Below are 23,363 nucleotides of genomic sequence, written 5' to 3'. Positions count from 1 at the left end.
TTATCGGGGGGATATCGGCGTCTTTGCAAGGGCATGCAATGGGAAAACGATCCCACGGAGTGGTCCATCCGGCGCGGATATGCGGCAAAAGACATCGCGCCGTACTGACCTGCGGCCAACATGGCTTGCCGCGCTTTTCTGATACGCTATGAGCGTCACATGTTTGTGACAACGGCCCCCGGAGACCGCTCTCATGCCCCCTGTTTCAGAGATACTGGTCTTTGCCGCCGCCCTAGCGGCCGCGGGTGTTGTGGCCGGACTTCTGGCAGGGTTGTTCGGCATTGGCGGCGGCGCGGTGCTGGTGCCGGTCTTCTATCATGTCTTCGGGCTTCTGGACGTGCCGGAGGCGGTGCGCATGCATCTTTCGCTAGGCACCTCGCTTGCCATCATCGTGCCGACCTCCATCCGTTCTTTCCTGACGCATCGCCAGAAGGGCGCGGTCGATATCGATCTGCTGAAGGGGTGGATTATCGCCGTGCCGCTCGGCACCATCCTCGCCTCCGTTGTGGCGGCATATGCTTCCAGCGTCGCGTTGCGGCTGATCTTCGCCTTCATCGCACTCGCGCTCGCCTTCCGGATGATCGTCAACCGGGCGAGCTGGCAACTCGGGTCCGACCTGCCGAAAAACCCGGCCCGGTTTCTGGTCGGCACGGGCATCGGCCTTCTGTCCGGCCTGATGGGCGTGGGCGGCGGGGTGATGAACAATACCTTCATGACGCTTTACGGGCGAACGATCCATCAGGCCGTCGCCACCTCCTCCGGCGTCGGTGTGCTGATCTCGCTGCCGGGTCTTCTCGGTTACGTCTGGGCCGGCTGGGGTGATGCGGGCCTGCCGCCGTTTTCGACCGGTTTCATCAACTGGATCGCCGTGGTGCTGCTCATTCCCATCACGCTTCTCGTCGCCCCCTATGGCGCGCGGCTTGCCCATGCACTCAGTAAAAAGCAGCTGGAACGGGCCTTCGGCGTGTTTCTGGTCTTCGTCGCCGCGCAGTTTTTCTATAGCGTTTACGGCTGATTTTCCGTCTGTGCCGAACGCAGTGTTCAGTCCACCGGGCTGGCTTTTGCAACCTCTGCGGCCTATATGGCGTTCATCTCACTCGATTTCCAAAAGAGTTCGTCATGAATGCCATTGTTTCCATACGGAATCTGACAAAATCCTACGCAAATGGCTTTCAGGCGCTCAAAGGCGTCAGCCTCGATATCAAAGAGGGGGAAATCCTTGCCCTTCTCGGCCCGAACGGTGCCGGTAAGACGACGCTGATTTCCATCGTCTGCGGTCTTGTCAATCCGGGGGAAGGTTCGGTGCTTGTAGGCGGCCACAATGTGGTGAAGGATTTTCGGCAGACCCGCGCGCTTATCGGCCTCGTGCCCCAGGAACTGACGACGGACATGTTCGAGACCGTGTGGAACACGGTCAGCTTCTCGCGCGGCCTGCACGGGCAGAAGAAGAATCCGGCGCTGATCGAAAGCATTCTGAAGTCCCTGTCGTTGTGGGACAAGAAAGACAACATGCTGCGGGAGCTTTCCGGCGGCATGAAGCGTCGCGTGCTGATCGCCAAGGCGCTTGCGCATGAGCCTAAGGTGCTTTTCCTGGATGAGCCGACCGCCGGCGTGGACGTGACCTTGCGCCGCGACATGTGGAATGTCGTTTCCGAGCTGCGCGCCAAGGGCGTCACCATCATTTTGACGACGCATTACATCGAGGAGGCGGAAGAAATAGCCGACCGGGTGGGTGTCATCAACGGCGGCGAATTGCTGCTGGTGGAAGAAAAGACCGCGCTTATGAAGAAGCTCGGCCGCAAACAGCTCTTTCTTGAACTGGCGCAGCCGGTGGAACGGTTGCCTGATAGTCTCGCCCCGTTTGCCCTGACGCTTTCGGACGACCGCAGCACGCTCACCTACGAAATCGAGGGAAATGGCGAGCAGGGACGCATCGCCGATCTCCTGGGCGCTCTTTCCGCCGCCAACATCCATTTCAAGGATATTTCGACGCGGCAAAGCTCGCTCGAGGATATCTTCGTTTCGCTGGTCGGAGGCCAGAAATGAATTTCGAAGCCATCAAGTCCATCTACCTGTTCGAAATGGCACGCACCCGCCGCACCCTGCTGCAGAGCGTGGTGTCGCCGGTTATTTCAACCTCGCTTTATTTCATCGTGTTCGGAACGGCGATCGGTTCGCGGATTCAGGAGGTTGGCGGCGTTTCCTACGGTGCGTTCATAACGCCCGGCCTCATCATGCTGACCCTTCTGACGCAATGTATCAGCAACGGCTCCTTCGGCATTTATTTCCCGAAGTTCACCGGCACGGTCTACGAGATATTGTCGGCGCCCGTGTCGATGACGGAAATCGTCGCGGGTTATGTCGGCGCTGCGGCGACCAAGGGGCTGATGATCGGCACGATCATCCTGATAACCGCGTCATTCTTCGTGGATATCACCATTGCCCATCCGTTCATGATGATCCCGTTCTTCGTGCTGACGGCTGTCAGTTTCAGCCTGTTCGGCTTCATCATCGGCATCTGGGCGACGAATTTCGAGCAGCTGAACCTCATTCCCATGCTGGTGGTACCGCCGCTGACCTTCCTTGGCGGCAGCTTCTATTCCATCGACATGCTGCCGCCCTTCTGGCAGACGGTCAGCCATTTCAATCCGGTGCTTTATCTCATCAGCGGCTTCCGCTGGAGTTTTTATGAGATCGCCGACGTCAATCCGGTGATCAGCCTTGCGATGATCACGCTGTTTCTGGCGGTTTGCCTCGGTGTTGTCGCCTGGATGTTTAAGACGGGTTATCGGTTGCGCAACTGACGGCTCAAATCGTCAGAGATCGCGGGAAGCTTTCCTCATACGCGACGTCATCCTCGGGCTTGTCCCGAGGATCTGCAACCGATTGATTTAATTGAACGTGATTGGATCCTCGGGACAAGCCCGAGGATGACGAAGGAGAGGCTAATAAGCCCTCAAGACATGATCAACCCGCCATCGACGTTGATCGTCTGGCCGGTGATATAGGCCGCATCCTCTGATGCCAGAAATGCCACCAGCGCCGCCACTTCGGCGGGCGTTCCGGCGCGACGCATGGGGATGTTGCGCACCCATTCGGCCATCAACTCGCCGGGCTTGTAGTCGCCCAGCATCTGGCCCCATACGCGGTCGTTATAATCCCACATTTCGGTGTGGATGATGCCGGGGCAAATGGCGTTGACGGTGATGCCCTCCGGTGCCAGTTCCTTTGCAAGGCTTTGCGTCAGGCCGACAACGCCGAATTTGGAGGCGGCGTAATGCGGTGTGTAGATGAAACCCTGCCGTGCCTGACCGGAAGCGGTGTTGACGAGGCGGCCTTTCGTGCCGCTTGCGCGGAAGCGACGGATTGCCTCCTGGCAGCAGAGGAACGCGCCCTTGGTGTTAACGTCGAGGTTCAAATCCCACTGTTCCTGCGTCAGATCCTCGATCTTTGAGATAGTGATGACGCCGGCGTTCTGGACGGAGATGGAAAGCGCGCCGATCGCCTCTTCCGCAGCGCCATAGGCGTCGCGCACCGCCGCCGCATCCCGCACATCGAGGATGACGCCATGGGTGACGGTGCCGGTTTCGTCCGCCAGTTTTTTCGCGGCGTCATGGGTGTCCTTGTCGACAGAGGCGATGGCGACTTTCGCGCCTTCCTCGGCAAAACGGCGGGCGATGCCGTAACCGATGCCCTTATTGCCTCCGGTCACGAATACGGATTGACCTTCAAAGCGCCTCATGTCTCCTCCTTTATGGGATTTTGGCTATGTTTCCTGGCCGACCAGTCGTTCGGCGGTGAATTTATCGGTGACGAGCACGTCGATGACGCCGGTGCGGAGCGCGCCGGCAATCGCCTCGGTCTTCTTCAAGCCGCCGGCGAGCGCAATGACGCGATCGACATTCGAAAGGTTTTCCAGCGGCAGGCCGATGACCCGATCATCGAGCGGCGTCTTGACCGGCTTGCCGTCCTTGTCGAAGAACCGCAGCGATATGTCGCCCACCGCACCCGCCTGTGCGAGATCGGCAAGCTCCTTGGCAGAGAAGATGTTGCCGGACCGGGCGAGAAGCTCCGACGGTTCGACTGCGCCGACGCCGACGATGGCGAGCGTGATGGAGCCGAAGAGATCGATGGTTTCGCGCACGAAGGGATCGGCCAGCATCAGAAGCTTGGCTTCCCGCGATGTGGCGACGCCCGGCACCGGCAGCAGCTTCGGTTCGGCCTCGGTGAGCCGCGCCAGCCGGGTGGTGATCTGGGTCGCATGCGTCTGCACGGAAGGATCGCCCATGCCGCCCAGTGTCTGGACGATATAGCGCGCCTTGGCTCCCTTCAGCGGATGGATGTTTTCCACCATCTTGAAGATCGTCTGGCTCCAGCTGGATACGCCGATAATCTCGTTCTGCGACAGGGTCACCTCGAGAAAATGTGCGGCAGCCTCACCGATGCGGGCCATGATCGCGCCGTCGCGATCCTCGCTGCAATCAACGACGATGGCTTCCGGCAGGTCGAAACGCTCGCGCAGCTGCGCTTCCAGATCGCTATAGGTGCCGGGTGGGGGGATGATGCTGGTGCGGACGATGCCTTCCGCCTCCGCACGTTTCAGCATGCGCGAGACGGTGGCCTGCGACAGGTTGAGATGCTGCGCAATTTCCGCCTGCCGTTTGTGCTCGCTGAAATACATCTGCGCCACGCGGGATATCATCCGAAGTTCGTTGATCCTGCCCATAAGCCCTCCATGGTGAATTTTTATTCACCATTACCCGAGGTTACGGGCAAGGTCGAGCGGGCAATCGCATCGCGCCAGATGCCGAGGCGCTGGCTTTCATCGCCGTTCGAAGGTGCGATGGCATTACCATGGTTATTCAACGCTGCAATGGCGTCGAGGCCGATCCAGAGGCCAAGTGCAAGGCCGGCGAGATAGGCAGCACCCAGCGCGGAAGCTTCCGGCGCATCGCGCTGAATGACGGGGTGTTCCAGCATATCGGCGACGCATTGCATCAGGAAACGGTTCTGGCTCGGCCCGCCATCCACGAAGAGGCGCCCGAAACCGGAAGGCGACTGCGCGCGCATGGCGGCGAAGACGTCGCGGACCTGAAAGGCGATGGAATCGGTGACCGCCCGGGCCATCTGGGCGCGGGTGGTGCTGAAATTGATTTGCGAAAACAGCGCGCGCGCGTTGGTATCCCAATAGGGTGCGCCAAGGCCGACAAAGGCCGGCACGAAACCGGGGCCGTTTGGCTCGGCAGTGGCGGCGAGTTCCACCAGCGCGGCGACATCCGGCAAGCCGAGAATGTCCGTCATCCATGGCAGGGAGGCTGCCGAAACGAGAATATTGCCTTCAAAGGCGAAGGTCGGTTTGCCGCCTAGTCGCCACGCAACGGTGGTCGTGATGCCACGCTCAGGCGCGATGAAATGCGGCAGCGTCGTCATGACCGACGAGCCGGTGCCGAAGGTCACTTTACCGTCTCCGGGGTTGAAAGCGCCATGGCCGAAGAGGGCGGCGTGGCTGTCGCCGATGGCCGCGAGGATCGGCGTGCCATCCTTGATGCCGGGAACGCCTGATGTCACGCCGAAGTCGCCGCTGCTGTCGCGCAGGTCCGGCAGGGCATTGATATCGATGCCGAAGAGGTCACAGAGCTCGTCGCTCCAGACCTGCCGGTTGAGATCGAGCACCTGGCTGCGGGCTGCGTTTGAGGCGTCGCAGGCATGAACCTTGCCGCCGGTGAAGCAATGGATGAGCCAGCTATCTATGGTGCCGAGGCGAAGCTTGCGGCCTTTCGGCGCCCGTTCCAGCAGCCAGCGCATCTTAGCGCCGGGAAACATCGGGTCGATCGGCAGGCCGGTCAGGGCCATGACGCGTTCTGATTGTCCCTTTGCGATCAGGTCTGCGCAGTCCTGTGCGGTGCGGCGGCATTGCCAGCTTAGCACCGGGCCAAGCGGCTCGCCGGTTTCACCATCCCAGATGGTTACGGATTCGCGCTGGTTGGAAATGGCGATGGCGGCAACGTCGATGTCAGAGGCTGCGGCTGCGAGGCAGGTGGAGATCGCTTCACGGACCGAGGCCCAGATACGGTTAGGGTCCTGTTCCACCCAGCCGGGCTGCGGATAGGTAATGCCGACAGGCGACGATCCACGCGCAAGAAGCTCGCCGGTTTCCGAAACAAGAATGGCCTTGGAATTGGTTGTGCCCTGATCGATGGACAATATGGCGCGCATTGCTGTGTTCTCTCGTCTGCGGCAGTCACTCTCACACGATGTTCTTTGTTTAAGAAGCTGCGTGCGTACTAAAAGAAGTCGCCGCGCATCCGGAGACACGCGACGACCTGGGAGGAGACTTTATTTTCTCTTGATCAGCGCCTGCGCTGCGTCGGCAATGGCTGTGGGTGCCATGCCGAACTCATCGAGCAGCCATTCGGCGGAGCCGGTATGGGCGAAGACACCGGGAACGCCGAGGCGTTTCATTGGCACGGGCGAATGGTCGACCACGACTTCCGCGATGGCCGAACCCAGGCCGCCGAAGATCGAATGTTCTTCGGCCGTCAGGATTGCGCCGGTTTCCTTCGCCGCAGCGATAATGGCCGCTTCATCGATGGGGCGAACGGTCGCCATGTTCAGAACGCGCGCCTTGATGCCGCGGCTCAACAGAATATCGGCGGCCTTGACGATGCGGTGCGTCAGCGTGCCGTTGGCGATCAGCGTCAGGTCGGAACCCTCACGCAGAAGATTGGCGCGGCCGAGTTCGAAGACGTGGCCTTCCGGCAGAAGATCCGGCACGCCGACGCGTGACAGACGCAGGAAGCAAGGGCCGGCATAGTCCGCTGCCCATTTGACGGCGGCTGCCGTCTCGATGCGGTCGCAGGGGGCGATGACCGGCAGATTTGGCAGAACGCGGGTCCAGGCGAAATCCTCGATGGAGTGATGCGTCGGGCCGAGTTCGCCATAGGCCATGCCTGAGGATATGCCGATCAGCTTCACATTGGCGTTGGAATAGGCAAGGTCAGCCTTGATCTGCTCCAGCGCACGGCCGGTGAGGAAGCAGGACGCGCCGCAGACGAAGGGCAATTGCCCGCCATTGGCGAGACCGGCGCCGACGCCGACCATGTTCTGTTCGGCGATACCGACATTGACGAGGCGCTCGGGGAATTTCGATTTGAAGCCGCCGAGCTTCGAGGAGCCGACCGAATCGTTGCAGACGGCGACGACCTTGTCATTGGCGGCGGCCAGCGCTTCCAGCGTTTCGGCGAAGGCGTCGCGGCAATCATACAGTTTGGCGGCGGTTACGGGCGCGTTCATTACAATGCCTCCGAAAGTTCTTTGACGGCAATCTCGTATTGTTCCTTGCTCGGAACCTTGTGATGCCAGTCGACGCGGTCCTGCATGAAGGAAATGCCGTGACCCTTGTTGGTGTGGGCGACGATGCAATGCGGGCGATCGCCGCGATGCTCCAGCGCCGGAACGACTTCCGCCATGGCGTTGCCGTTGATTTCAGTCACTTCCCAGCCGAAAGCCTCAAGCTTGGGGCGAAGCGGCGCGACATCGTTGGTGTCGGCAATGGCGGCGCCCTGCTGGAAACGGTTGTGGTCGATGACCAGCGTCAGATTGTTCAGCTTGAATTGCGCCGCCGACATGATGGCTTCCCAGTTGGAGCCTTCCTGCATCTCGCCGTCGCCGGTCATCACGTAGGTGTGGTAATCCGCGCCGGAAAGCTTGGCCGCCGTGGCCATGCCGACGGCGACTGGAAGCCCGTGGCCGAGCGGGCCGGTATTGGTTTCGACGCCCGGCACCTTGTTGCAGTTCGGATGGCCATTGAGGCGCGAATTCGGCTGCAGGAAGGTCGAGATTTCCTCTTCCGGAATGAAACCGCGCTTGGCCAGCGTCACGTAAAGCGCGCAGGCTGTGTGGCCCTTGGAAAGTACGAAACGGTCGCGGGCAGGGTTCTTCGGATCATTCGGCCAGATGCGCAGGACGCGGAAATAAAGGGCCGTCATGATGTCGATGGCCGACATTTCGCCGCCGACATGGCCCGCACCCGCTTCAAAAACAGCCTGTACGTCGCGAAGGCGAATCTGGCGCGCAATGCGCTCTAGCTCCTGGGACTGCATGGAATCCTCTTCAAAACATGCGTGTGAATATTTATACAGCTATTTATATAATTGCAGAGATGGCGTTTCTGTCAAGCCGGAATCGTGAATTGTTCTGTCTGGGGCCGCACAAGTGCTCATAGAGATGGTGTAAGATCTCAAGCGGTAATTGCCCGCGCAGCCCTCATTCCTGTGCTTGTCAAAAGATTCCAGTCAGCCCAGGTCCTTGGGCTTGAAGAGCTTTTTTTTTACCGCCCAGACGCGCGTTGACTGGATTCCTGTGCCGAACACAGGAATGAGGGAGAGGCAAATATCAAGAGCCTCCAGTCTTCGTTCCCTCACGGCCTTGCGGTTAACGCCCTATTGACAAGCTTCTCAAAACTGGCTTATGCATGTTTCACCGATGATGAATAATTATTCTAATCGGTTTAAAAAATGCAAGACAGTCATCGGGAGGAGCCATGTCCGCGCTTGAACGCAATGAGGGGGTCACGCACACCAAAAGCCCGCTTGCCTGGTTAAGCGGTGCGACCGGACCTCTTTTGGGCCTGTTGCTGCTGTGTGTGTTTCTGACTTTCACCAGCGAAAACTTCCTGTCGCTTCGAAACGGCCTGAACATTCTCGACCAGATTACCGTGCTCGGCATCATGGCCGTTGGCATGACCTTCGTGATCCTGCTCGGCGGTATCGATCTTTCGGTCGGTTCGGTTCTGGCGTTGTCGATGATGATCATGGGCTGGACGGCCAATGTCGCCGGCATGCCGATGGGCATGGCCATCGTGCTGGCGCTGATCGCCTCTGCCGCCTGCGGTCTTGTGGTCGGGATTCTCGTTACCGCTTTCCGGGTCCCGGCCTTTATCGCGACACTGGCGATGATGTCGGTCGCTCGCGGTCTTGCCAATATGATTACCGATGGCCAGCAGATCGTCGGGTTTCCCGACTGGTTCATGATGCTGGCGATTGAGCGCCATTTCGGCGTGTTGACGGCAACCGTGTTGCTGATGCTGGTCGTGGTACTTGTTGCCTGGCTTTTCCTGCGTTTCCGCTCCGAAGGCCGCACAGTCTATGCGGTGGGTGGCAATCCGGAAGTGGCGCGTCTTGCCGGCATCAACGTGCCGCTGGTGACGATCTGTGTATATGTCGCCTGTGCGGTTCTGGCCGGTCTGGCGGGCATCGTTCTTGCCGCACGTCTCGACTCAGTACAGCCCTCCAGCGGTTTCGGCTACGAGCTGGATACGATTGCGGCCGTTGTGATCGGCGGAACCTCGCTTTCGGGCGGTGCTGGCGGCATCGGCGGAACGATGATCGGCGTGCTGATCATCGGCGTGCTGCGCAACGGCCTCAACCTGCTCAACGTCTCTCCCTTTCTTCAGCAGGTCATCATCGGTGTCGTCATCGTGCTGGCCGTGGGTGCTGAAACGCTGCGCCGTCGCAGAAGCTGAATTTGCCTGCGGACGGGGATGAGCCGTCCGCGCAATAAACGACCCTCCCGATACGGGAGGCGTGAAAAACGACCGGAGGGGAGGAGGTTCGATCTGCCCGAGGGTCAAAAATCAACAAATGGAGGAATAATCATGAAATTTTCACGCATTCTGCTGACATCCGCCGCCCTTCTCGCCCTGTCGCTCGGCCAGGCCAACGCCGCCGAAGTCAAGAAGATCGGCCTTGCCGTCGCCAATCTGCAGGCGAACTTCTTCAACCAGATCAAGCAGGCCGTCGAAGCCGAAGCCAAGACGCGCGGCATTGCCGTCGTTACTGTCGATGCCAAGGGCGACGGCCCGACGCAGGTCAACCAGATCCAGGATCTTCTGACCCAGAATATCGACGCGCTGATCTATATTCCTGCTGGCGCCGCTGCCGCCACCGTTCCGGTGAAGCTTGCGAAAGCTGCCGGCGTTCCGGTCATCAACATCGACCGCAATGCCGATGGCGCGCCGGGCGATACCTTCCTTGCCACCGATTCCGTCGCTTCCGCCAAGTCGGTTTGCGATTACATCATCAAACAGGCCGGTGGTGCCGGCAAGATGGTCATCATCCACGGCCAGAAGGGCACTACACCTGAAGTCGACCGCACGAAGGGCTGCATGGAATCGGTCAAGGCCAATTCCGGCGTGAAGATCGTTGCCGAGCAATGGTCCAACATGTGGAGCCAGGATGAAGGCTTCCAGATCATGCAGAACATGCTGCAGGCCAATCCCGACGTCTCCATCGTCTTTGCACAGGCAGACGGTCTGGCGCTCGGCGCGGCGCAGGCGATCAAGGTTGCCAACCCGTCGCAGAAGATCGTCGTTGGCGGCTTCGATGGCGATACGGCAGCGCTTGAGGCACTGAAGAATGGCGTCTTCGACGTGACCGCGACGCAGCAGACCCAGAAGATGGGCCGCATGGCTGTCGAGATGGCCGTCAAGATCGTCGGCGGCGAGAAGGTTCCGGCCGTCCAGCTCTCCGACGCGACGCTGACGACCAAGGAAAATGTCGCAGGCTTCATCGCCAACCATCCCTGATCCTTCTGCCCCGCGCGTCCAACCGGATGCGCGGGGCATTCATTGGTTTGTCTTTAGGCAATTTTGGACACAAAGCCGTGGTGTATCGCCACTGCGTTTACGTCCCTGGAGGTCCCGTCATGCGCGAGCCGGTTCTTTCGCTCCGTGGCATCAGCAAACGCTATGGTCCGCTCGAGGTTCTGAAGGCCGTCGATCTCGAGGTCTATCCGGGCGAAGTGGTAGCGTTGCTGGGTGAAAATGGCGCGGGCAAGTCCACGCTGTCAGGCATCATCGCCGGTTCCCGCGAACCTTCAGAGGGTAAGATGACCTGGCTTGGGCAGCCGTATCAGCCGGCATCGCCGCGCGAGGCGATCGACAAGGGCATCGTCCTCATCCATCAGGAACTGAAGCTTCTGCCGGAGCTTTCCATCGCTGAGAATGTCTTCATCGGCCGATGGCCCATGAAAAACGGCATTGTCGACCGCGCCGAGATGGTGCGGAGAGCCCAGCAGCAGCTGGCGCGCCTCAATCTGCATATCCCCGCAACGCGCAAGGTGGCAGGCCTTTCCACCGCCAACCAGCAGCTGATCGAGATCGCCAAGGCGCTCGCGCTCGACGCCAAACTCCTCATCCTCGACGAGCCGACGGCCGCACTTGGCGGCGCGGAAACGCAGGCGCTGTTCGAGCAGGTGCGCAAGCTGCGTGCCGAAGGCGTGGGCATCATCTACATCTCCCACCGCATGGAAGAGATCAGACAGATCACCGACCGTATCATCGTGTTGCGCGACGGCGAGCGAGTGCATGAATTTGCCGACAGTGCGACACCGGTACGCACCATCGTCGAAAGCATGGTCGGCCGCTCGCTGGAGCGCCTGTTCCCGGCGCTGCCTGAACCGCAGGAGAAGGTGGTACTCGAGGTCAAGGGGCTGACGGGCGCGACCAATGCCTTTCGCGACATCAGCTTCGGCGTCCGCGCCGGTGAAATTCTCGGCATTGCCGGCCTGATCGGCGCGGGACGAACGGAATTGGTGCGCGCCATCTCCGGTGCCGATCCGACGAGCGCGGGTGAAGTACGACTGGATGGCGAGGTGCTTTCGCTGAAAAGCCCGGCGGATGCCATCGCCAAGGGCATCGTCATGGTGCCGGAAGACCGCAAATTGCAGGGGCTGGTGGTGGAACACGAGATCGGTGAAAACCTGATCTATGCCAATCTCGACCGCGTGGGCACGGGCTGGATCACGCCGGCTATCAAGCGCGCTTTCACCCGGGACGCCATCGCCAAATTCGGGGTGAAGGGCCGTAGCGAACAGCCGGCCTCCGATCTCTCCGGCGGCAACCAGCAGAAAGTGGTCATCGCCAAATGGCTTGCCCGCAATCCGCGTGTGGTGGTGCTGGATGAACCGACGCGCGGCATCGATGTCGGTGCGCGGGCAGGCATTTACGATATCATTGTTGGCCTGGCGAAGGACGGCGTGGCCGTCATCGTCGTCAGTTCCGATCTGGAAGAGGTGCTGGGCGTTTCGAACCGTATCCTCGTGCTCGCGCAGGGAAAACAGGCTGGCATCCTTAACCGCGACGAGGCAAACGACGTCTCGGTCATGGAACTGGCAACCATCTGAAGAAGGAAATAGCGATGTCCACCATCACCCTTAACGCCCCGAAACTGTTCGATCTTTCCGGTCAGGTGGCGCTCGTCACCGGTGCTGGATCCGGCATCGGCCAGCGGATCGCCATGGGGCTTGCCCAGTCCGGCGCCAATGTCGCGCTGCTCGACCGCCGCACCGATGACGGTCTGGCGCAGACGGCCGATTTCATCGCCAGGGCCGGCCGCAAGTCGATCCAGATCGCCGCCGACGTTACCAGCAAGCAGGCGCTGACGGATGCGGTTGCCCGCACGCAAGCCGAACTCGGCGCACTTTCGCTCGCCGTCAATGCGGCCGGCATCGCCAATGCCAATCCGGCCGAGGAGATGGAAGAAAGCCAGTTCCAGACGATGATGGACATCAACCTGAAGGGCGTGTTCCTGTCCTGCCAGGCCGAAGCCAACGCCATGCTGAAAAATGGCCGAGGTGCCATCGTCAACATCGCGTCGATGTCCGGCGTCATCGTCAATCGAGGCCTGATGCAGTGCCATTACAACGCCTCGAAGGCGGGTGTCATCCACATGTCGAAATCCATGGCGATGGAATGGGTGGGTCGCGGCATCCGCGTCAACACCATCTCGCCGGGCTACACGGCGACACCGATGAACACGCGGCCTGAAATGGTGCACCAGACCAAGCTGTTCGAAGAGCAGACGCCGATGCAGCGCATGGCAGGCGTCGATGAAATGGTGGGACCGGCGATCTTCCTGCTGTCCGACGCCGCGAGTTTTGTGACGGGTGTGGATCTCTTGGTGGATGGCGGGTTCTGCTGCTGGTAAGGCTTGGCATGGTCGCCCAGCTTCAACGACTGATGAAGTCTGAAAAGTTCACGGCCGTCATCCTCGGGCTTGTCCCGAGGATCTGCAACGTATTGATTTCATTCGACGTCATCCTCGGCACAGGGCCGAGGATGACGTCGAGGGGATGTGCGTCCTTTGCCACTTACTTCGAGGTGACAGCAAATTCCATGAAAATCCAAACGAGGCAGCGGTAGAGTCTGAGGACGATGTCGCATAAAAGTAATGTCTGCCTCCAAATTCACGCCCGGCCTACGCCGGGCGTTTTGGTATTCGCACCACAGGTTTGCGCAGCTCAAGCCACCTGCTTCTGCACCATTTCCTCCACAACCTCACCCTTGAGATAGGAAACGAGGTCCTTGATCGTCACGACGAGCAGGCCGTGGCGTTCGGCGAAGATTTCGAGCTGGGGCAGGCGGGCCATGGTGCCGTCATCGTTGGCGACTTCGCAGATGGTGCCGGACGGGAATTTCCCGGCAAGACGGCAGAGGTCTACGGCTGCTTCCGTGTGGCCGGTGCGGCCGAGAACGCCTTCCGGATTAGCGCGGAGCGGGAAGATATGGCCGGGACGGGCGAAATCTTCCGGGCGTGAGCCTTCCGACACCAGCGCACGCACCGTCTTTGCCCGGTCGGCGGCGGAGATGCCTGTCGTGGTGCCCGGAATATAGTCCACCGAGACGGTGAAGGCCGTCTTGAGGGATTCGGTGTTGCGCGACACCATCAGCGGAATGTCGAGCGCATCCAGACGCTCGCCCGGCATGGCAACGCACACCAGCCCGCGCGCATGGTTCATCATGAAAGCGATCTGCTGCGGCGTGATGCTGTCGGAGGCGGCGATGATATCGCCTTCATTTTCGCGGTCTTCGTCGTCAACCACAATCACCATTTCACCACGGGAAATGGCTTCGATGGCGTCTTCAATTTTAGCAATGGTCATTTTATTTCAAGCCTTTCAAGGGTTATGCCGGTTTGCGGCATTTTCGCGCTTCAAGAAGCGCCAAATATCCCTTGGGCGAACAATGCAATGCGAAGCCCACAGAGTGCGGGCGTCTTTATGCCTTGTCCTCTTCCATCCGGACTATACCGTCGGCTCCGGCCTCTCACCGGATCTGCTGACCTTCCGGCTTTGGAGACCGGAAGCGCTCGCGGGCTCCGGGACAAATCCCGATACCGCCGGTGGGGAATTGCACCCCGCCCTGAGAACAACCACAACATAAATTATCAAATGGGAAGGAATCAAGGGGCAATGCTCTGCGACGACCGGTCAGTGCGAAAAGAACATTCTGATTGTGCCCGAAACCGGGTATTTCCTTTCCGCGGCCGATGACGAATGCGGAGTGCCGGGACGTAGCCCCCTGATGCCTGCGTTTTATCGATCCCGCAACCGCAATTCATCCGTCTGCATCTGCAGCGAACCGAGCGTCGACAGGAAGCTCATGCCGAGCAGGCTCTGGCCCAATTGGCCATCCTGGGCGACGAGGGCGGGGATGTTGCGGCGCATGATCGGGCCGATGCCGATTTCCGACAGGGTTACGGGGGCGGCTGCCGTGCGGCCGTTTGCGGTCATGACAGGAACGGTATAGCGCAGACTGCCCGTGTCGATACCGATTTCGGCGGCATCGGCATTGGCGAGTACCACGGAGCTTGCGCCGGTATCGACGAGCATATGGATGGTCTTGCCATTGACGCCGACATTCGCCTCGAAATGGCCGCTCATCGATTTGTGCAGGACGATTTCCTGTTCGCCGCCAGCCGTCGTCACCACCACGGCGCGGCCGGGCATCAGGCCGCTCAGCAGCCGGTCGCCGAAGGATTGCAGATCGTAGCGGTAGAGATAGAGCGAGACGAGGCCGAGGATGATGACCAGCCAGACGGCGAGCTGGCGGATGACGGTGCCGAAGCCGCCACGTCTTCCGGCGAGGATGCCGACCGACAGGAGGCCGGCTATGGGTACCAGATAGAGAGCCTGTGCGAATTGATCATTATCGATGCCGAGCGTGCGGCCACCATCGTGATTGATGAGAAGCAGGCCGAGGCCCACGGCAAGGATAAGGAGCACGATGGTCAGCCTGTTCATGCGGTATGCGTCTCCTTGGCGGTCTCGCTCAAATTTGCCAGTCTCTGCGGCAGCGCCCGCATGATCCTGCGGCGCTTTTCGTCGCTATAACCTGCCCAGCCGCCGATTTCATCCAGCGTGCGTCCGCAGCCGATGCAGAGGCTATGGGTCACATCGAGGCGACAGATATGGATGCAGGGTGTTTCCATGATGATCTATATCAGGCCGTCATGCCGCAAGAGCAAGTGCGACGAGAGTAACGATCTCCGTGATCTGCTGGCAGGCGCCGATGGTATCGCCGGTGTGGCCGCCGATCTTCCTGTCGCAGAGCCGGCCGAACAGCACCGTCGCCAAAATGGCTGCCGCCATCACAAGTGCAATCGACAGGATGGGCAAAGCGTGCAGCGTGAAGAGGATGAAGACCAGTAAACCCGTCACCAGTGCGATGTTGCGGTCGCTTTCTCCGGGCTGGCCCGCGCCGGCGGCGATGCCTGATGTCTTGGCAGCGGGCAGGGCCTGCCAGTGCCACACCATCAGGGCGCGGCTCATGACAAGCGTGGCAATCAGGCAGGCGGCGGCAGTTTTTCCGGGCAGGGTCTCGATCAGCGATGCGAGCGCCGTAGCGCGCAGCGCGAAGGAAAGAACCATGGCGATGGTGCCATAGCTGCCGATGCGGCTGTCCTTCATGATCTCAAGCATGCGGGCCTTGTCCTTGCCGCTGCCGAAACCGTCGGCCATGTCGGCCAGCCCGTCCTCATGCAATGCGCCCGTGATGGGCGCCGTCAGGCCGATGGCGAGCCAGCCCGTGAGCTGCGGCGATGCATCGAAGGTGGCGAAAATCACCACCAGAAAAGCGGCGGGTAGGGCGATCAGCAGGCCGGCGGCGGGAAAGGCGCGGGCGGTGCGGCGCATCGAGGCGCCGTCACCTTCACCGAAAAACCGCGAGGGAACCGGCAGGCGGCTGAGAAAGGCTACGGAATGCATGACATCTGTTATAAAATCCCCGGCCTTCATGCTCTCTCCGCTGCAGTCAATGCATTTCCGGTTGTTCCGCGGCGTTTCCGCGATTATGAGAGGCGCAACAAAGACCGATTTGCCGGAAAACACAAGTTCCGGACGCATGAGCCGATGCGACAGCCAACCCGGCTACGAAAGAGACCGACACCATGAGCATGAGCGGATTGCCCTTCGACGATTTTCGCGCGCTGTTGCGTGAGCTTCCCGGCCCGGATACGCATGCGCTTGTGGCGGCCAAGGAGCGCAACGCGCAGCTGACCAAGCCTGCGGGCTCGCTCGGCCGTCTGGAAGAGATCGCCATGTGGCTGGCCGCGTGGTCCGGCCGTTCGCCCGCCGTCACCCGTCCGCTGGTGGCGATTTTCGCTGGCAATCACGGCGTCACCCGGCATGGCGTTACCCCTTATCCGACATCGGTTACCCAGCAGATGGTGGAGAATTTTGCCGCCGGCGGTGCTGCCATCAACCAGATTTGCGTTGCCAATGATCTCGGCCTGAAAATCTTCGATCTGGCGCTGGACTATCCGACCGGCGACATCACCTGCGAGCCGGCGCTTTCGGAGCGTGACTGCGCCGCCACCATGGCCTTCGGCATGGAGGCGATTGCCGGTGGTACCGATCTTCTCTGCGTCGGCGAAATGGGCATCGGCAATACCACGATTGCCGCCGCCATCAATCTGGCGCTCTACGGCGGCACGGCGGAAGAATGGACCGGTCCCGGCACCGGCTCGGAAGGCGAAGTCATGGCCCGCAAGATCGCGGCGGTGAAGGCTGCGGTGGAGTTCCACAAGGACCATCTGTCCGATCCGCTGGAAATCATGCGCCGCCTCGGCGGACGTGAGATTGCGGCGATTGCCGGCGCGATCCTCGCTGCCCGCGTGCAGCGCATTCCCGTGCTGATCGACGGTTATGTGGCAACGGCCGCTGCCGCTCTGTTGAAGGCGGCCAATTCTTCGGCGCTCGACCATTGCCTGATCGGCCACGTCTCGGGTGAACCTGGCCATCTCGCCGCCGTCGAGAAGCTTGGCAAGACGCCGCTTCTGGCGCTCGGCATGCGGCTTGGTGAAGGCACAGGTGCAGCGCTTGCCGCCGGCATCGTCAAGGCCGCTGCCGCTTGCCATTCCGGCATGGCAACGTTCGAGGCGGCGGGTGTGGACACCCGCATCAGCCCGCGCACCGAGCATTGAGGTCAAAGATGGACGCGACGCCGCAGAAGCCGCAACCGGAACCCGCCTTTCGCAAGGAAAAAGGCTGGCGGCATCTTTTCGCCGCCGCGCGTTATTCCGTTCAGGGGCTTGGCCGGCTGTGGCTGGAAGCGGCGTTCCGCCACGAGGTTCTGGCTTTTGGCGTGGGACTCGCCCTGCTTCTGGTGGTCGGCGCGCCATTCGCGCATCTTCTCGTCTTCACGGTGTTGATGCTGCTCCTGTTTTCGGTTGAGGCGCTGAATACGGCGATCGAGGAGCTGGTGGACCGCATTTCGCCAGAAATTTCATCGGTCGGGCGGCATGCCAAGGATCTCGGCTCCTTTGCCGTCTTCTGTCTGTTGCTGGCGAACGGATTTTTCGTGCTGTATTCGCTGGTGACGACGCTGTTCTTCTGAGCTTTGGTGCGCTCTAGGCGAAAGACCGCCGGCGCGGCTGGATGGCGTGAGTTTCTTCCACCGCCGGCAGGCTTTGCAGAACGCGTTTTGCCGGCAGGATGGCGATGCCTTCGGTGCCTTCGCGCAACTTCGATTTCAGGATGAACTGGCCGTCGTGCTTGGCGAGAATGGCCTGAACGATGGGCAGGCCAAGGCCCGTTCCCTGTTCCGCGCTCTTGATCGCGATCGATCCCTGGCCGAAGGCCGAGAGCACCACGGGGATTTCATCTTCCGGAATGCCGGGGCCGTTATCCCTGATCGACACATATTGCCCACCGCCCGCCGTCCAGCCCGCCTTCACGAGAATCTCGCCGCCCTGCGGGGTGAATTTCACGGCATTGGAGAGCAGGTTGAGTATGACCTGGCGGATGGATTTCTCATCGGCCCAGACTTGCGGCAGACTGGCTTCGAACTGCTGGGAAATCCTGATGTTCTTGGCGCGGGCGCGCAGCTGGATCATGCCGATGCAATCCTCGGCGATTTCCAGCATGGAGATGGATTCCTCGTTGAGATCGTAGCGGCCGGCCTCGATGCGTGAGAGGTCGAGGATTTCGTTGATGAGATCGAGCAGATGCTGGCCGGAGCGGTGGATATCGCCGGAATATTCCTTGTAGAGCGGGTTGTTGAGCGGACCGAGCACCTCTGACGACATGACCTCGGAAAAGCCGAGAATGGCGTTGAGCGGCGTGCGCAGCTCGTGCGACATGGAGGCGAGAAAACGCGATTTCGCCAGATTGGCCTCTTCAGCACGTCGCCGCGCTTCGTCGGACACGGAATTGGCGACCTCGAGTTCGGCGATCAGGTCGTCCTTTTCCGTCTGAGAGGACAGGAGCTTGATGCTGGTCTGGTAAAGCCGGCTGGTGATGCGATGACAGAAGAGGATCGCCATGCCGAACATCAGCGCCAGACCGACATCGAAGGGATCGCGCGAAATCGCCGAGGTTATGCACAGCGCCGCCAGCACTGGCAGAAAGGTCATGAAGGTTGCCCGCCGCAGCATGAAATTGGCCATGGCGGTCAGCGAAAGGGCGATCAGCAGCGTCGATCCCTTGAAGAAAAGAACGAGCGTCGGGTCGTTGCGCACCGGTTCGGCCAGTGCGAACATGGCCCAGGCGCAGCCGATGAGGATCTGCATGCCGAGAAAGAGGTTTTTCCAATGCTGGAGATTGTCGTCGGTGATCGCCTGTTTGGCGGCCCGTTTCGCCAGCACCAGCGACATGGCGTGAAAACTCAGCGCAATCAGCGACCAGATGATCAGGCTGATATCGCCGGTTATGTAAAGGCCGATGATGGAGGCAAGCACGATGAAAAGCGGCATGATCATCGCGCCCTGCAGGGCTTCGGCGATGTGCATGGTCAGCATTTCGCGTTCATAGGCTTCGTTTCCGCCGGCACCCTGCTGCAGGCGTTCACGCGTCGTCTTCACCGTGTCGAAAACCGCCTTGTTGCGGTGTTTCTTCGATCGGTCGACGATGATCTTGTCGGTGGACGTGCTGACGCTTTTACTCATTGTTACAACGCAGGTGACATGAACCCTTGCAGGCTACGCCCAAAATCTTAAGAAGATGCTGCCGTGAAAGGATTTGTTTGCCATTTCTGACAAGGGTTTGTTGTGACATGAGACGAAATGGAGGCAGGCGCGGGCGTTTTTCGGCAATGCGCGATGGCGGGCTTTTTCTCGCCACGGTTTTTCTCGGTATTCTCATTGCCGCCAAGCTCGACCAGATCAACAGCGAGACCCATGTCGGCCGTTTTTTCGTGATCGATGGCGATACGCTTTCCAAGGGCGACGAACGTTTCCGGCTGCTCGGGATCGATGCGCCGGAGCTTGCGCAGACATGTCTGCGCGGTGGTGAGAGCTGGCCGTGCGGGGTAGAGGCGCGCGGAGCGCTGCAACGGCTGGTGACGGCACGGGATTTTTCCTGTTCCGGCAGCTCGAGGGACCGTTACGGGCGACAGCTCGTTTATTGCACGGTGGATGGCAAGGATGTGTCCTCGGAAATGGTCTCGGCGGGGTTTGCCGTCGCATCAGGTTATTTCCAGTTTTCCGCCGAGCAGGCGAGGGCACGGCGGGAGGAGCGGGGTATCTGGGCGGGAGAATTCGAAAAGCCCTCCGAGTGGCGTCGTGAGCACCGGGCAGCGGATCTGGAAACGCCAGCGGCGGGCTTTTTGACCGTCATCCGCCATGTTCTCGGGTGGGATCATGGCTGAGGCGGAGCGATCCCCGCGGTTGCGGGATGACGGGCTGGATTGCCTGCGCGGCGAGATCGCCCGCTGTCGTCTCTGCCGTGACGCGCCGCTGAAGGGAATGGCCAATCGCCTGCCGCATGAACCGCGGCCGGTGGTTGTGATCTCGACCAAGGCTAGGATTCTGATCGCCGGGCAGGCACCGGGGCTGCGTGTGCACGAAACCGGCATACCCTTCAACGATGCCTCGGGCGACAGGCTGCGGCAATGGCTCGGTGTCGACCGGGAGACGTTTTACGACCCTGAGCGTTTCGCCATCGTACCCATGGGGTTCTGTTTTCCCGGTTATGACGACAAGGGCAGCGATCTGCCGCCACGGCGGGAATGCGCGCCTTTATGGCGTGAGCGGGTGATGACGGCGATGCCGCACGTGGAGCTGATCCTCGCAGTTGGCCAATATGCGCAGGCTTTTCACCTCGGTGAGAGGCGCCACAAAACCATGACCGAAACGGTCGAGAACTGGCGCAGCTACCTCCATGCCAATTCCGGCCCCGGCATTTTGCCCCTGCCGCATCCAAGCTGGCGCAACACGGGGTGGCTGAAAAAGAACCCGTGGTTCACGGAGGAGCTGCTTCCGGTTCTGCGACAACATGTGGAAATGCGGATTTAGTGAAACAATTTTCTGTTTTTTTGCAGAAATTAGTGTATTGAAAGGAAATTAATTCAGGAGGGTAGACGCATTGGATCGCCTAGACCGTAAGATTTTGCGCATTCTGCAAGAGGATTCCACGCTGGCTGTTGCCGATCTGGCGAAAAAGGTCGGCCTTTCCACGACGCCCTGTTGGCGGCGTATCCAGAAGATGGAGGAAGACGGCGTTATCCGCCGGCGTGTGGCGTTGCTCGATCCGGTCAAGGTCAACACCAAGGTCACGGTTTTCGTCTCCATCCGCACCGCCTCGCATTCCATTGAATGGCTGAAGCGTTTCTCGGAAGTGGTTTCCGAGTTTCCTGAGGTCGTGGAGTTCTATCGCATGAGCGGTGATGTCGATTATCTGCTGCGCGTCGTCGTGCCTGATATCGCGGCCTATGACGCCTTCTACAAGCGGATGATCGCCAAGATCGAAATTCGCGACGTATCCTCCGCCTTCGCGATGGAACAGATCAAATATACGACGGAACTGCCGCTCGATTATATGCTGCTGGATAATCCCAAATCCGGCGAAGAGTGATCCGCCGTCCATCCTGTCTTTGAACGATGCCCTTTCCCGCCGCCGGGGAGGGCGTTTTTATTTGGGGATTGCCTTTCTCCGGCGGTCTGGACCGTCAGCTAGTCCTGTCCGAAGGTCCATCCGGTATGCACGGCCAAGGCACGACAATCTTATTCCGCCCTATCGGGCAAATTCGCACATTCAATTCTCTCTGCGCCGTCTCCGCGCAACATGGGAATTTGATAAAATCTCTCGAATATCTACGCTTTAAATATCTGATGATGGCAACAGCGAGGGATATCGATATGATCACACGACGCGGAACATTGGGACTGCTTGCAGGTGCGACGGGGGCGGTGTTCCTGCCGCATATCCGCCGGGCTGGGGCTGCAACGACCACATTGCGGATCGGCTGGCAGAAGAATGGCGTGATCGCGCTGGCAAAAAGCCAGGGGGCGCTGGAAGCGCTGTTGAAGGATCGCGGCATCGAGGTCAAATGGTCGGAGTTTTCCTCGGGGCCACCGCTTCTCGAAGCGCTGGGCGCAGGTGCGCTGGATATCGGGCCGACCGGCGATGTGCCACCGCTTTTCGCACAGGCCGCCGGTGGCAATCTGCGTTACGTCGGCACCTACAAGGCAGCGGCCGGCGGATCGGCCATCCTCGTGCAGAAGGACTCGCCGCTGAAGACGCTGGAAGACCTGAAAGGCAAGAAGGTCGCCTTCAAGCGCGGCTCCAGCGCCCATAATGTCACCGTTAAGGCGCTGCGAAAGGCGGGGTTGACGTTGAGCGACATCACGCCGGTTGATCTTGCGCCTCCGGATGCCGCCGCCGCCTTCCGCAGCGGCAGCATCGATGCCTGGTCGATCTGGGATCCCTATTTTGCCGTGGCGGAAAAAGAGCCGACGACGCGGGTTCTTTCCACCGCCGAGGGCATCGTCGATCCCTGGAGCTATTTTCTCGCCAATGGCGATTTCGTCGAGGCCAATCCCGATCTCGTGCCGCTGATCCTGAAGGAACTCGCAAATGTCGGCGCCAAGGCGCAGGCCAATATCGATGCGACCGCAAAGTCTCTGGCGGCGATCACCGGTGTTCCGGAGGACGTCACCAGGGTTTCGCTGACACGGCCGGGCGCCGATCTCGGGCGGGTGTCGCTGGTTCCGGATGAAGCCATCGCTTACCAGCAGGCGCTGGCCGACGAATTTTACGATCTGAAGATCGTGCCGAAGAAACTCAAGGTGACGGATATCGTCTGGCGGCCGAAGGCGAGCTGATGGTGCCTGAAAGCTGAATCTCTTCAGCTGGCTGGCGGATGTTGTTGAGAGGTTGATTCAGGCCGTTGGTGTTAAATGTGAGGCGATTGGATGCCGCTTGTTTCTTCTCCCCGGCGGGGAGAAGAAAGACGCAGTTACCTCAGCCCTTGAGTTTCGCAATCACCAGATGGCCGGGCGTCGGATTGCCGTCCTGCATGCGCACGTTGATGTCGGTGACTTCGATGACCTCAAAACCGGTGGCGGCCAGCCGGTCCCGCACATAGGTTTCGGCATGGGCGAAACGCTGGTGCGGGCCGACCATATAGGGACGTCCGGCCATGATGTCTTCAGGCAGGGTTTCCGAGGAGAAGATCAGCAGGCCGCCGGCATTGAGATTTTCGGCGGCGCCGAAGAACAGCGGTTCCAGCGCGCCGAGATAGGGCAGCACATCGGTGGCGGTGATGATGTCGAAGGGCTCGTCGTCATTGTCCTCGAGAAAATCCTCGGCTTCGGCGACGTAGAGCGTCTCGTAGAGGTCCTTCTCATGGGCGATCTCGACCATGTTTTCGGAAATGTCGATGCCGGTGATGTCGTCGGCCATATCGCGAAGTGCCTCACCGGTCAGACCGGTGCCGCAGCCGAGATCGAGCAGGCGCTTGAAAGGACCAAGGTTCAGTGTCTGCAGCCGCTGGCGCACCATCATCGGCACGGCGTAACCCAGCTGCTCGACAAGAATATCCTCGAAGGCTTCGGCATGCTGGTCGAACAGGGTTTCGACGTAAGCGTCTGGCGCCTTTGACGGCTGTTCGCCGCGCCCCATGGCTGCGATGCGCACGGCCGCGCCGCCGTGATCGTCCGGGTCGATGGCCAGAACTTCCTCATAGGCCTTCACCGCTGCATCCACATCGCCGGCCTTTTCGAGCGCCAACGCGCGGTTATAGGCCTCGGCAAGCGCCTCTTCGTCGATCTTCTGGTTTTTCGTCATCGTGCAGTATCCGTCAGCGT

Annotated in this window: 24 protein-coding genes and 1 riboswitch; of the genes, 13 read left to right on the top strand and 11 right to left on the bottom strand. The window is 60.3% G+C overall.

Annotated elements, in window-relative coordinates; genetic code table 11:
- Positions 1 to 193 precede the first annotated feature (193 nt).
- From GSF67_RS08700 to GSF67_RS08690, 3 genes are all read left to right on the top strand, one after another.
- Positions 194 to 1,015, top strand: coding sequence for a sulfite exporter TauE/SafE family protein (locus GSF67_RS08700; protein WP_006313999.1), 822 nt, complete (start codon positions 194 to 196; stop codon positions 1,013 to 1,015).
- Between the two features lie 104 nt (positions 1,016 to 1,119).
- The gene (locus GSF67_RS08695) at positions 1,120 to 2,046 is read left to right on the top strand and encodes an ABC transporter ATP-binding protein (RefSeq protein WP_006314000.1); all 927 of its coding nucleotides are present in this window, start codon (positions 1,120 to 1,122) and stop codon (positions 2,044 to 2,046) included.
- Positions 2,043 to 2,804, top strand: a complete 762-nt coding sequence (locus GSF67_RS08690) for an ABC transporter permease (RefSeq protein WP_006314003.1) — start codon at positions 2,043 to 2,045, stop codon at positions 2,802 to 2,804. The genes GSF67_RS08695 and GSF67_RS08690 overlap by 4 nt, the downstream gene beginning before the upstream one ends.
- A 152-nt stretch (positions 2,805 to 2,956) precedes the next feature.
- Here the strand turns inward: GSF67_RS08690 and GSF67_RS08685 are convergent, their stop codons facing one another.
- From GSF67_RS08685 to GSF67_RS08665, 5 genes are all read right to left on the bottom strand, one after another.
- On the bottom strand, positions 2,957 to 3,742 hold the full coding sequence (locus GSF67_RS08685; protein WP_006314004.1) for an SDR family oxidoreductase: 786 nt from the start codon (positions 3,740 to 3,742) through the stop codon (positions 2,957 to 2,959).
- A 24-nt stretch (positions 3,743 to 3,766) separates the two neighbouring features.
- Entirely contained in the window at positions 3,767 to 4,726 is a 960-nt protein-coding gene (locus GSF67_RS08680; protein WP_006314005.1) for a sugar-binding transcriptional regulator, read from the bottom strand.
- Between the two features lie 20 nt (positions 4,727 to 4,746).
- Complete coding sequence (locus GSF67_RS08675; protein WP_006314006.1) at positions 4,747 to 6,216, bottom strand: FGGY family carbohydrate kinase; 1,470 nt, start codon at positions 6,214 to 6,216, stop codon at positions 4,747 to 4,749.
- A gap of 120 nt (positions 6,217 to 6,336) precedes the next feature.
- Positions 6,337 to 7,293 carry a transketolase family protein gene (locus tag GSF67_RS08670; RefSeq protein WP_006314007.1) on the bottom strand — a complete coding sequence of 319 codons (957 nt, stop codon included), beginning with the start codon at positions 7,291 to 7,293 and terminating at the stop codon, positions 6,337 to 6,339.
- Complete coding sequence (locus GSF67_RS08665; RefSeq protein WP_006314008.1) at positions 7,293 to 8,102, bottom strand: transketolase; 810 nt, start codon at positions 8,100 to 8,102, stop codon at positions 7,293 to 7,295. The genes GSF67_RS08670 and GSF67_RS08665 overlap by 1 nt, the downstream gene beginning before the upstream one ends.
- 440 nt (positions 8,103 to 8,542) lie before the next feature.
- Here GSF67_RS08665 and GSF67_RS08660 point away from each other — a divergent pair, with 440 nt between their 5' ends.
- The 4 genes from GSF67_RS08660 to GSF67_RS08645 all read left to right on the top strand — a co-directional run bounded on the left by GSF67_RS08660 (position 8,543) and on the right by GSF67_RS08645 (position 12,986).
- A complete protein-coding gene (locus tag GSF67_RS08660) occupies positions 8,543 to 9,523 on the top strand; it encodes an ABC transporter permease (protein WP_006314009.1) in 981 nt (326 codons plus the stop codon).
- A 132-nt stretch (positions 9,524 to 9,655) separates the two neighbouring features.
- A complete protein-coding gene (locus tag GSF67_RS08655; protein WP_006314010.1) occupies positions 9,656 to 10,585 on the top strand; it encodes a sugar ABC transporter substrate-binding protein in 930 nt (309 codons plus the stop codon).
- A gap of 119 nt (positions 10,586 to 10,704) precedes the next feature.
- Positions 10,705 to 12,183: a sugar ABC transporter ATP-binding protein gene (locus GSF67_RS08650; RefSeq protein ID WP_006314011.1), complete on the top strand. Its 1,479-nt coding sequence runs from the start codon at positions 10,705 to 10,707 to the stop codon at positions 12,181 to 12,183.
- A gap of 14 nt (positions 12,184 to 12,197) precedes the next feature.
- Positions 12,198 to 12,986 (top strand): SDR family oxidoreductase, encoded by a 789-nt coding sequence (locus tag GSF67_RS08645; RefSeq protein ID WP_006314013.1) that lies wholly within the window; start codon positions 12,198 to 12,200, stop codon positions 12,984 to 12,986.
- 313 nt (positions 12,987 to 13,299) lie between these two features.
- Here the strand turns inward: GSF67_RS08645 and ribB are convergent, their stop codons facing one another.
- The 4 genes from ribB to GSF67_RS08625 form a co-directional block, all read right to left on the bottom strand.
- Complete coding sequence (gene ribB / locus GSF67_RS08640) at positions 13,300 to 13,941, bottom strand: 3,4-dihydroxy-2-butanone-4-phosphate synthase (protein WP_006314017.1); 642 nt, start codon at positions 13,939 to 13,941, stop codon at positions 13,300 to 13,302.
- A 120-nt stretch (positions 13,942 to 14,061) separates the two neighbouring features.
- A riboswitch (FMN riboswitch) is annotated at positions 14,062 to 14,212 on the bottom strand.
- A 161-nt stretch (positions 14,213 to 14,373) separates the two neighbouring features.
- Positions 14,374 to 15,081 (bottom strand): TIGR02281 family clan AA aspartic protease, encoded by a 708-nt coding sequence (locus GSF67_RS08635; protein WP_006314021.1) that lies wholly within the window; start codon positions 15,079 to 15,081, stop codon positions 14,374 to 14,376.
- Positions 15,078 to 15,269 (bottom strand): DUF1289 domain-containing protein, encoded by a 192-nt coding sequence (locus GSF67_RS08630; protein ID WP_006314023.1) that lies wholly within the window; start codon positions 15,267 to 15,269, stop codon positions 15,078 to 15,080. Before GSF67_RS08630 ends, GSF67_RS08635 begins: the two co-directional genes overlap by 4 nt.
- Positions 15,270 to 15,288: 19 nt before the next feature.
- On the bottom strand, positions 15,289 to 16,074 hold the full coding sequence (locus GSF67_RS08625; protein WP_035215933.1) for an adenosylcobinamide-GDP ribazoletransferase: 786 nt from the start codon (positions 16,072 to 16,074) through the stop codon (positions 15,289 to 15,291).
- Between the two features lie 152 nt (positions 16,075 to 16,226).
- On the opposite strand from GSF67_RS08625, the gene cobT reads away from it, so the two are divergent.
- On the top strand, positions 16,227 to 17,261 hold the full coding sequence (gene cobT, locus GSF67_RS08620; RefSeq protein ID WP_006314026.1) for a nicotinate-nucleotide--dimethylbenzimidazole phosphoribosyltransferase: 1,035 nt from the start codon (positions 16,227 to 16,229) through the stop codon (positions 17,259 to 17,261).
- 8 nt (positions 17,262 to 17,269) lie between these two features.
- A complete protein-coding gene (locus GSF67_RS08615; RefSeq protein WP_006314027.1) occupies positions 17,270 to 17,674 on the top strand; it encodes a diacylglycerol kinase in 405 nt (134 codons plus the stop codon).
- Positions 17,675 to 17,687: 13 nt separating this feature from the next.
- Here GSF67_RS08615 and pdhS2 read toward each other — a convergent pair whose 3' ends face one another.
- Complete coding sequence (gene pdhS2 / locus GSF67_RS08610; protein WP_006314029.1) at positions 17,688 to 19,223, bottom strand: two-component system sensor histidine kinase PdhS2; 1,536 nt, start codon at positions 19,221 to 19,223, stop codon at positions 17,688 to 17,690.
- A 107-nt stretch (positions 19,224 to 19,330) separates the two neighbouring features.
- Between pdhS2 and GSF67_RS08605 the strand changes: the two genes are divergently transcribed.
- The 4 genes from GSF67_RS08605 (at position 19,331) to GSF67_RS08590 (ending at position 22,379) form a co-directional block, all read left to right on the top strand.
- The gene (locus GSF67_RS08605) at positions 19,331 to 19,924 is read left to right on the top strand and encodes a thermonuclease family protein (RefSeq protein ID WP_035215837.1); all 594 of its coding nucleotides are present in this window, start codon (positions 19,331 to 19,333) and stop codon (positions 19,922 to 19,924) included.
- Positions 19,917 to 20,570 carry a uracil-DNA glycosylase family protein gene (locus tag GSF67_RS08600; RefSeq protein ID WP_176072022.1) on the top strand — a complete coding sequence of 218 codons (654 nt, stop codon included), beginning with the start codon at positions 19,917 to 19,919 and terminating at the stop codon, positions 20,568 to 20,570. Before GSF67_RS08605 ends, GSF67_RS08600 begins: the two co-directional genes overlap by 8 nt.
- A 70-nt stretch (positions 20,571 to 20,640) precedes the next feature.
- Entirely contained in the window at positions 20,641 to 21,129 is a 489-nt protein-coding gene (locus tag GSF67_RS08595; RefSeq protein WP_003507846.1) for an Lrp/AsnC family transcriptional regulator, read from the top strand.
- A 284-nt stretch (positions 21,130 to 21,413) separates the two neighbouring features.
- The gene (locus tag GSF67_RS08590; protein ID WP_035215936.1) at positions 21,414 to 22,379 is read left to right on the top strand and encodes an aliphatic sulfonate ABC transporter substrate-binding protein; all 966 of its coding nucleotides are present in this window, start codon (positions 21,414 to 21,416) and stop codon (positions 22,377 to 22,379) included.
- Between the two features lie 139 nt (positions 22,380 to 22,518).
- Here the strand turns inward: GSF67_RS08590 and GSF67_RS08585 are convergent, their stop codons facing one another.
- A complete protein-coding gene (locus GSF67_RS08585) occupies positions 22,519 to 23,343 on the bottom strand; it encodes a class I SAM-dependent methyltransferase (protein WP_006314054.1) in 825 nt (274 codons plus the stop codon).
- Between the last annotated feature and the right edge of the window lie 20 nt (positions 23,344 to 23,363).

It is taken from the genome of Agrobacterium sp. CGMCC 11546 (assembly GCF_013365515.1).
Classification (GTDB): domain Bacteria; phylum Pseudomonadota; class Alphaproteobacteria; order Rhizobiales; family Rhizobiaceae; genus Agrobacterium; species Agrobacterium fabrum.
This window is presented reverse-complemented; position numbering and strand designations above follow the sequence as displayed.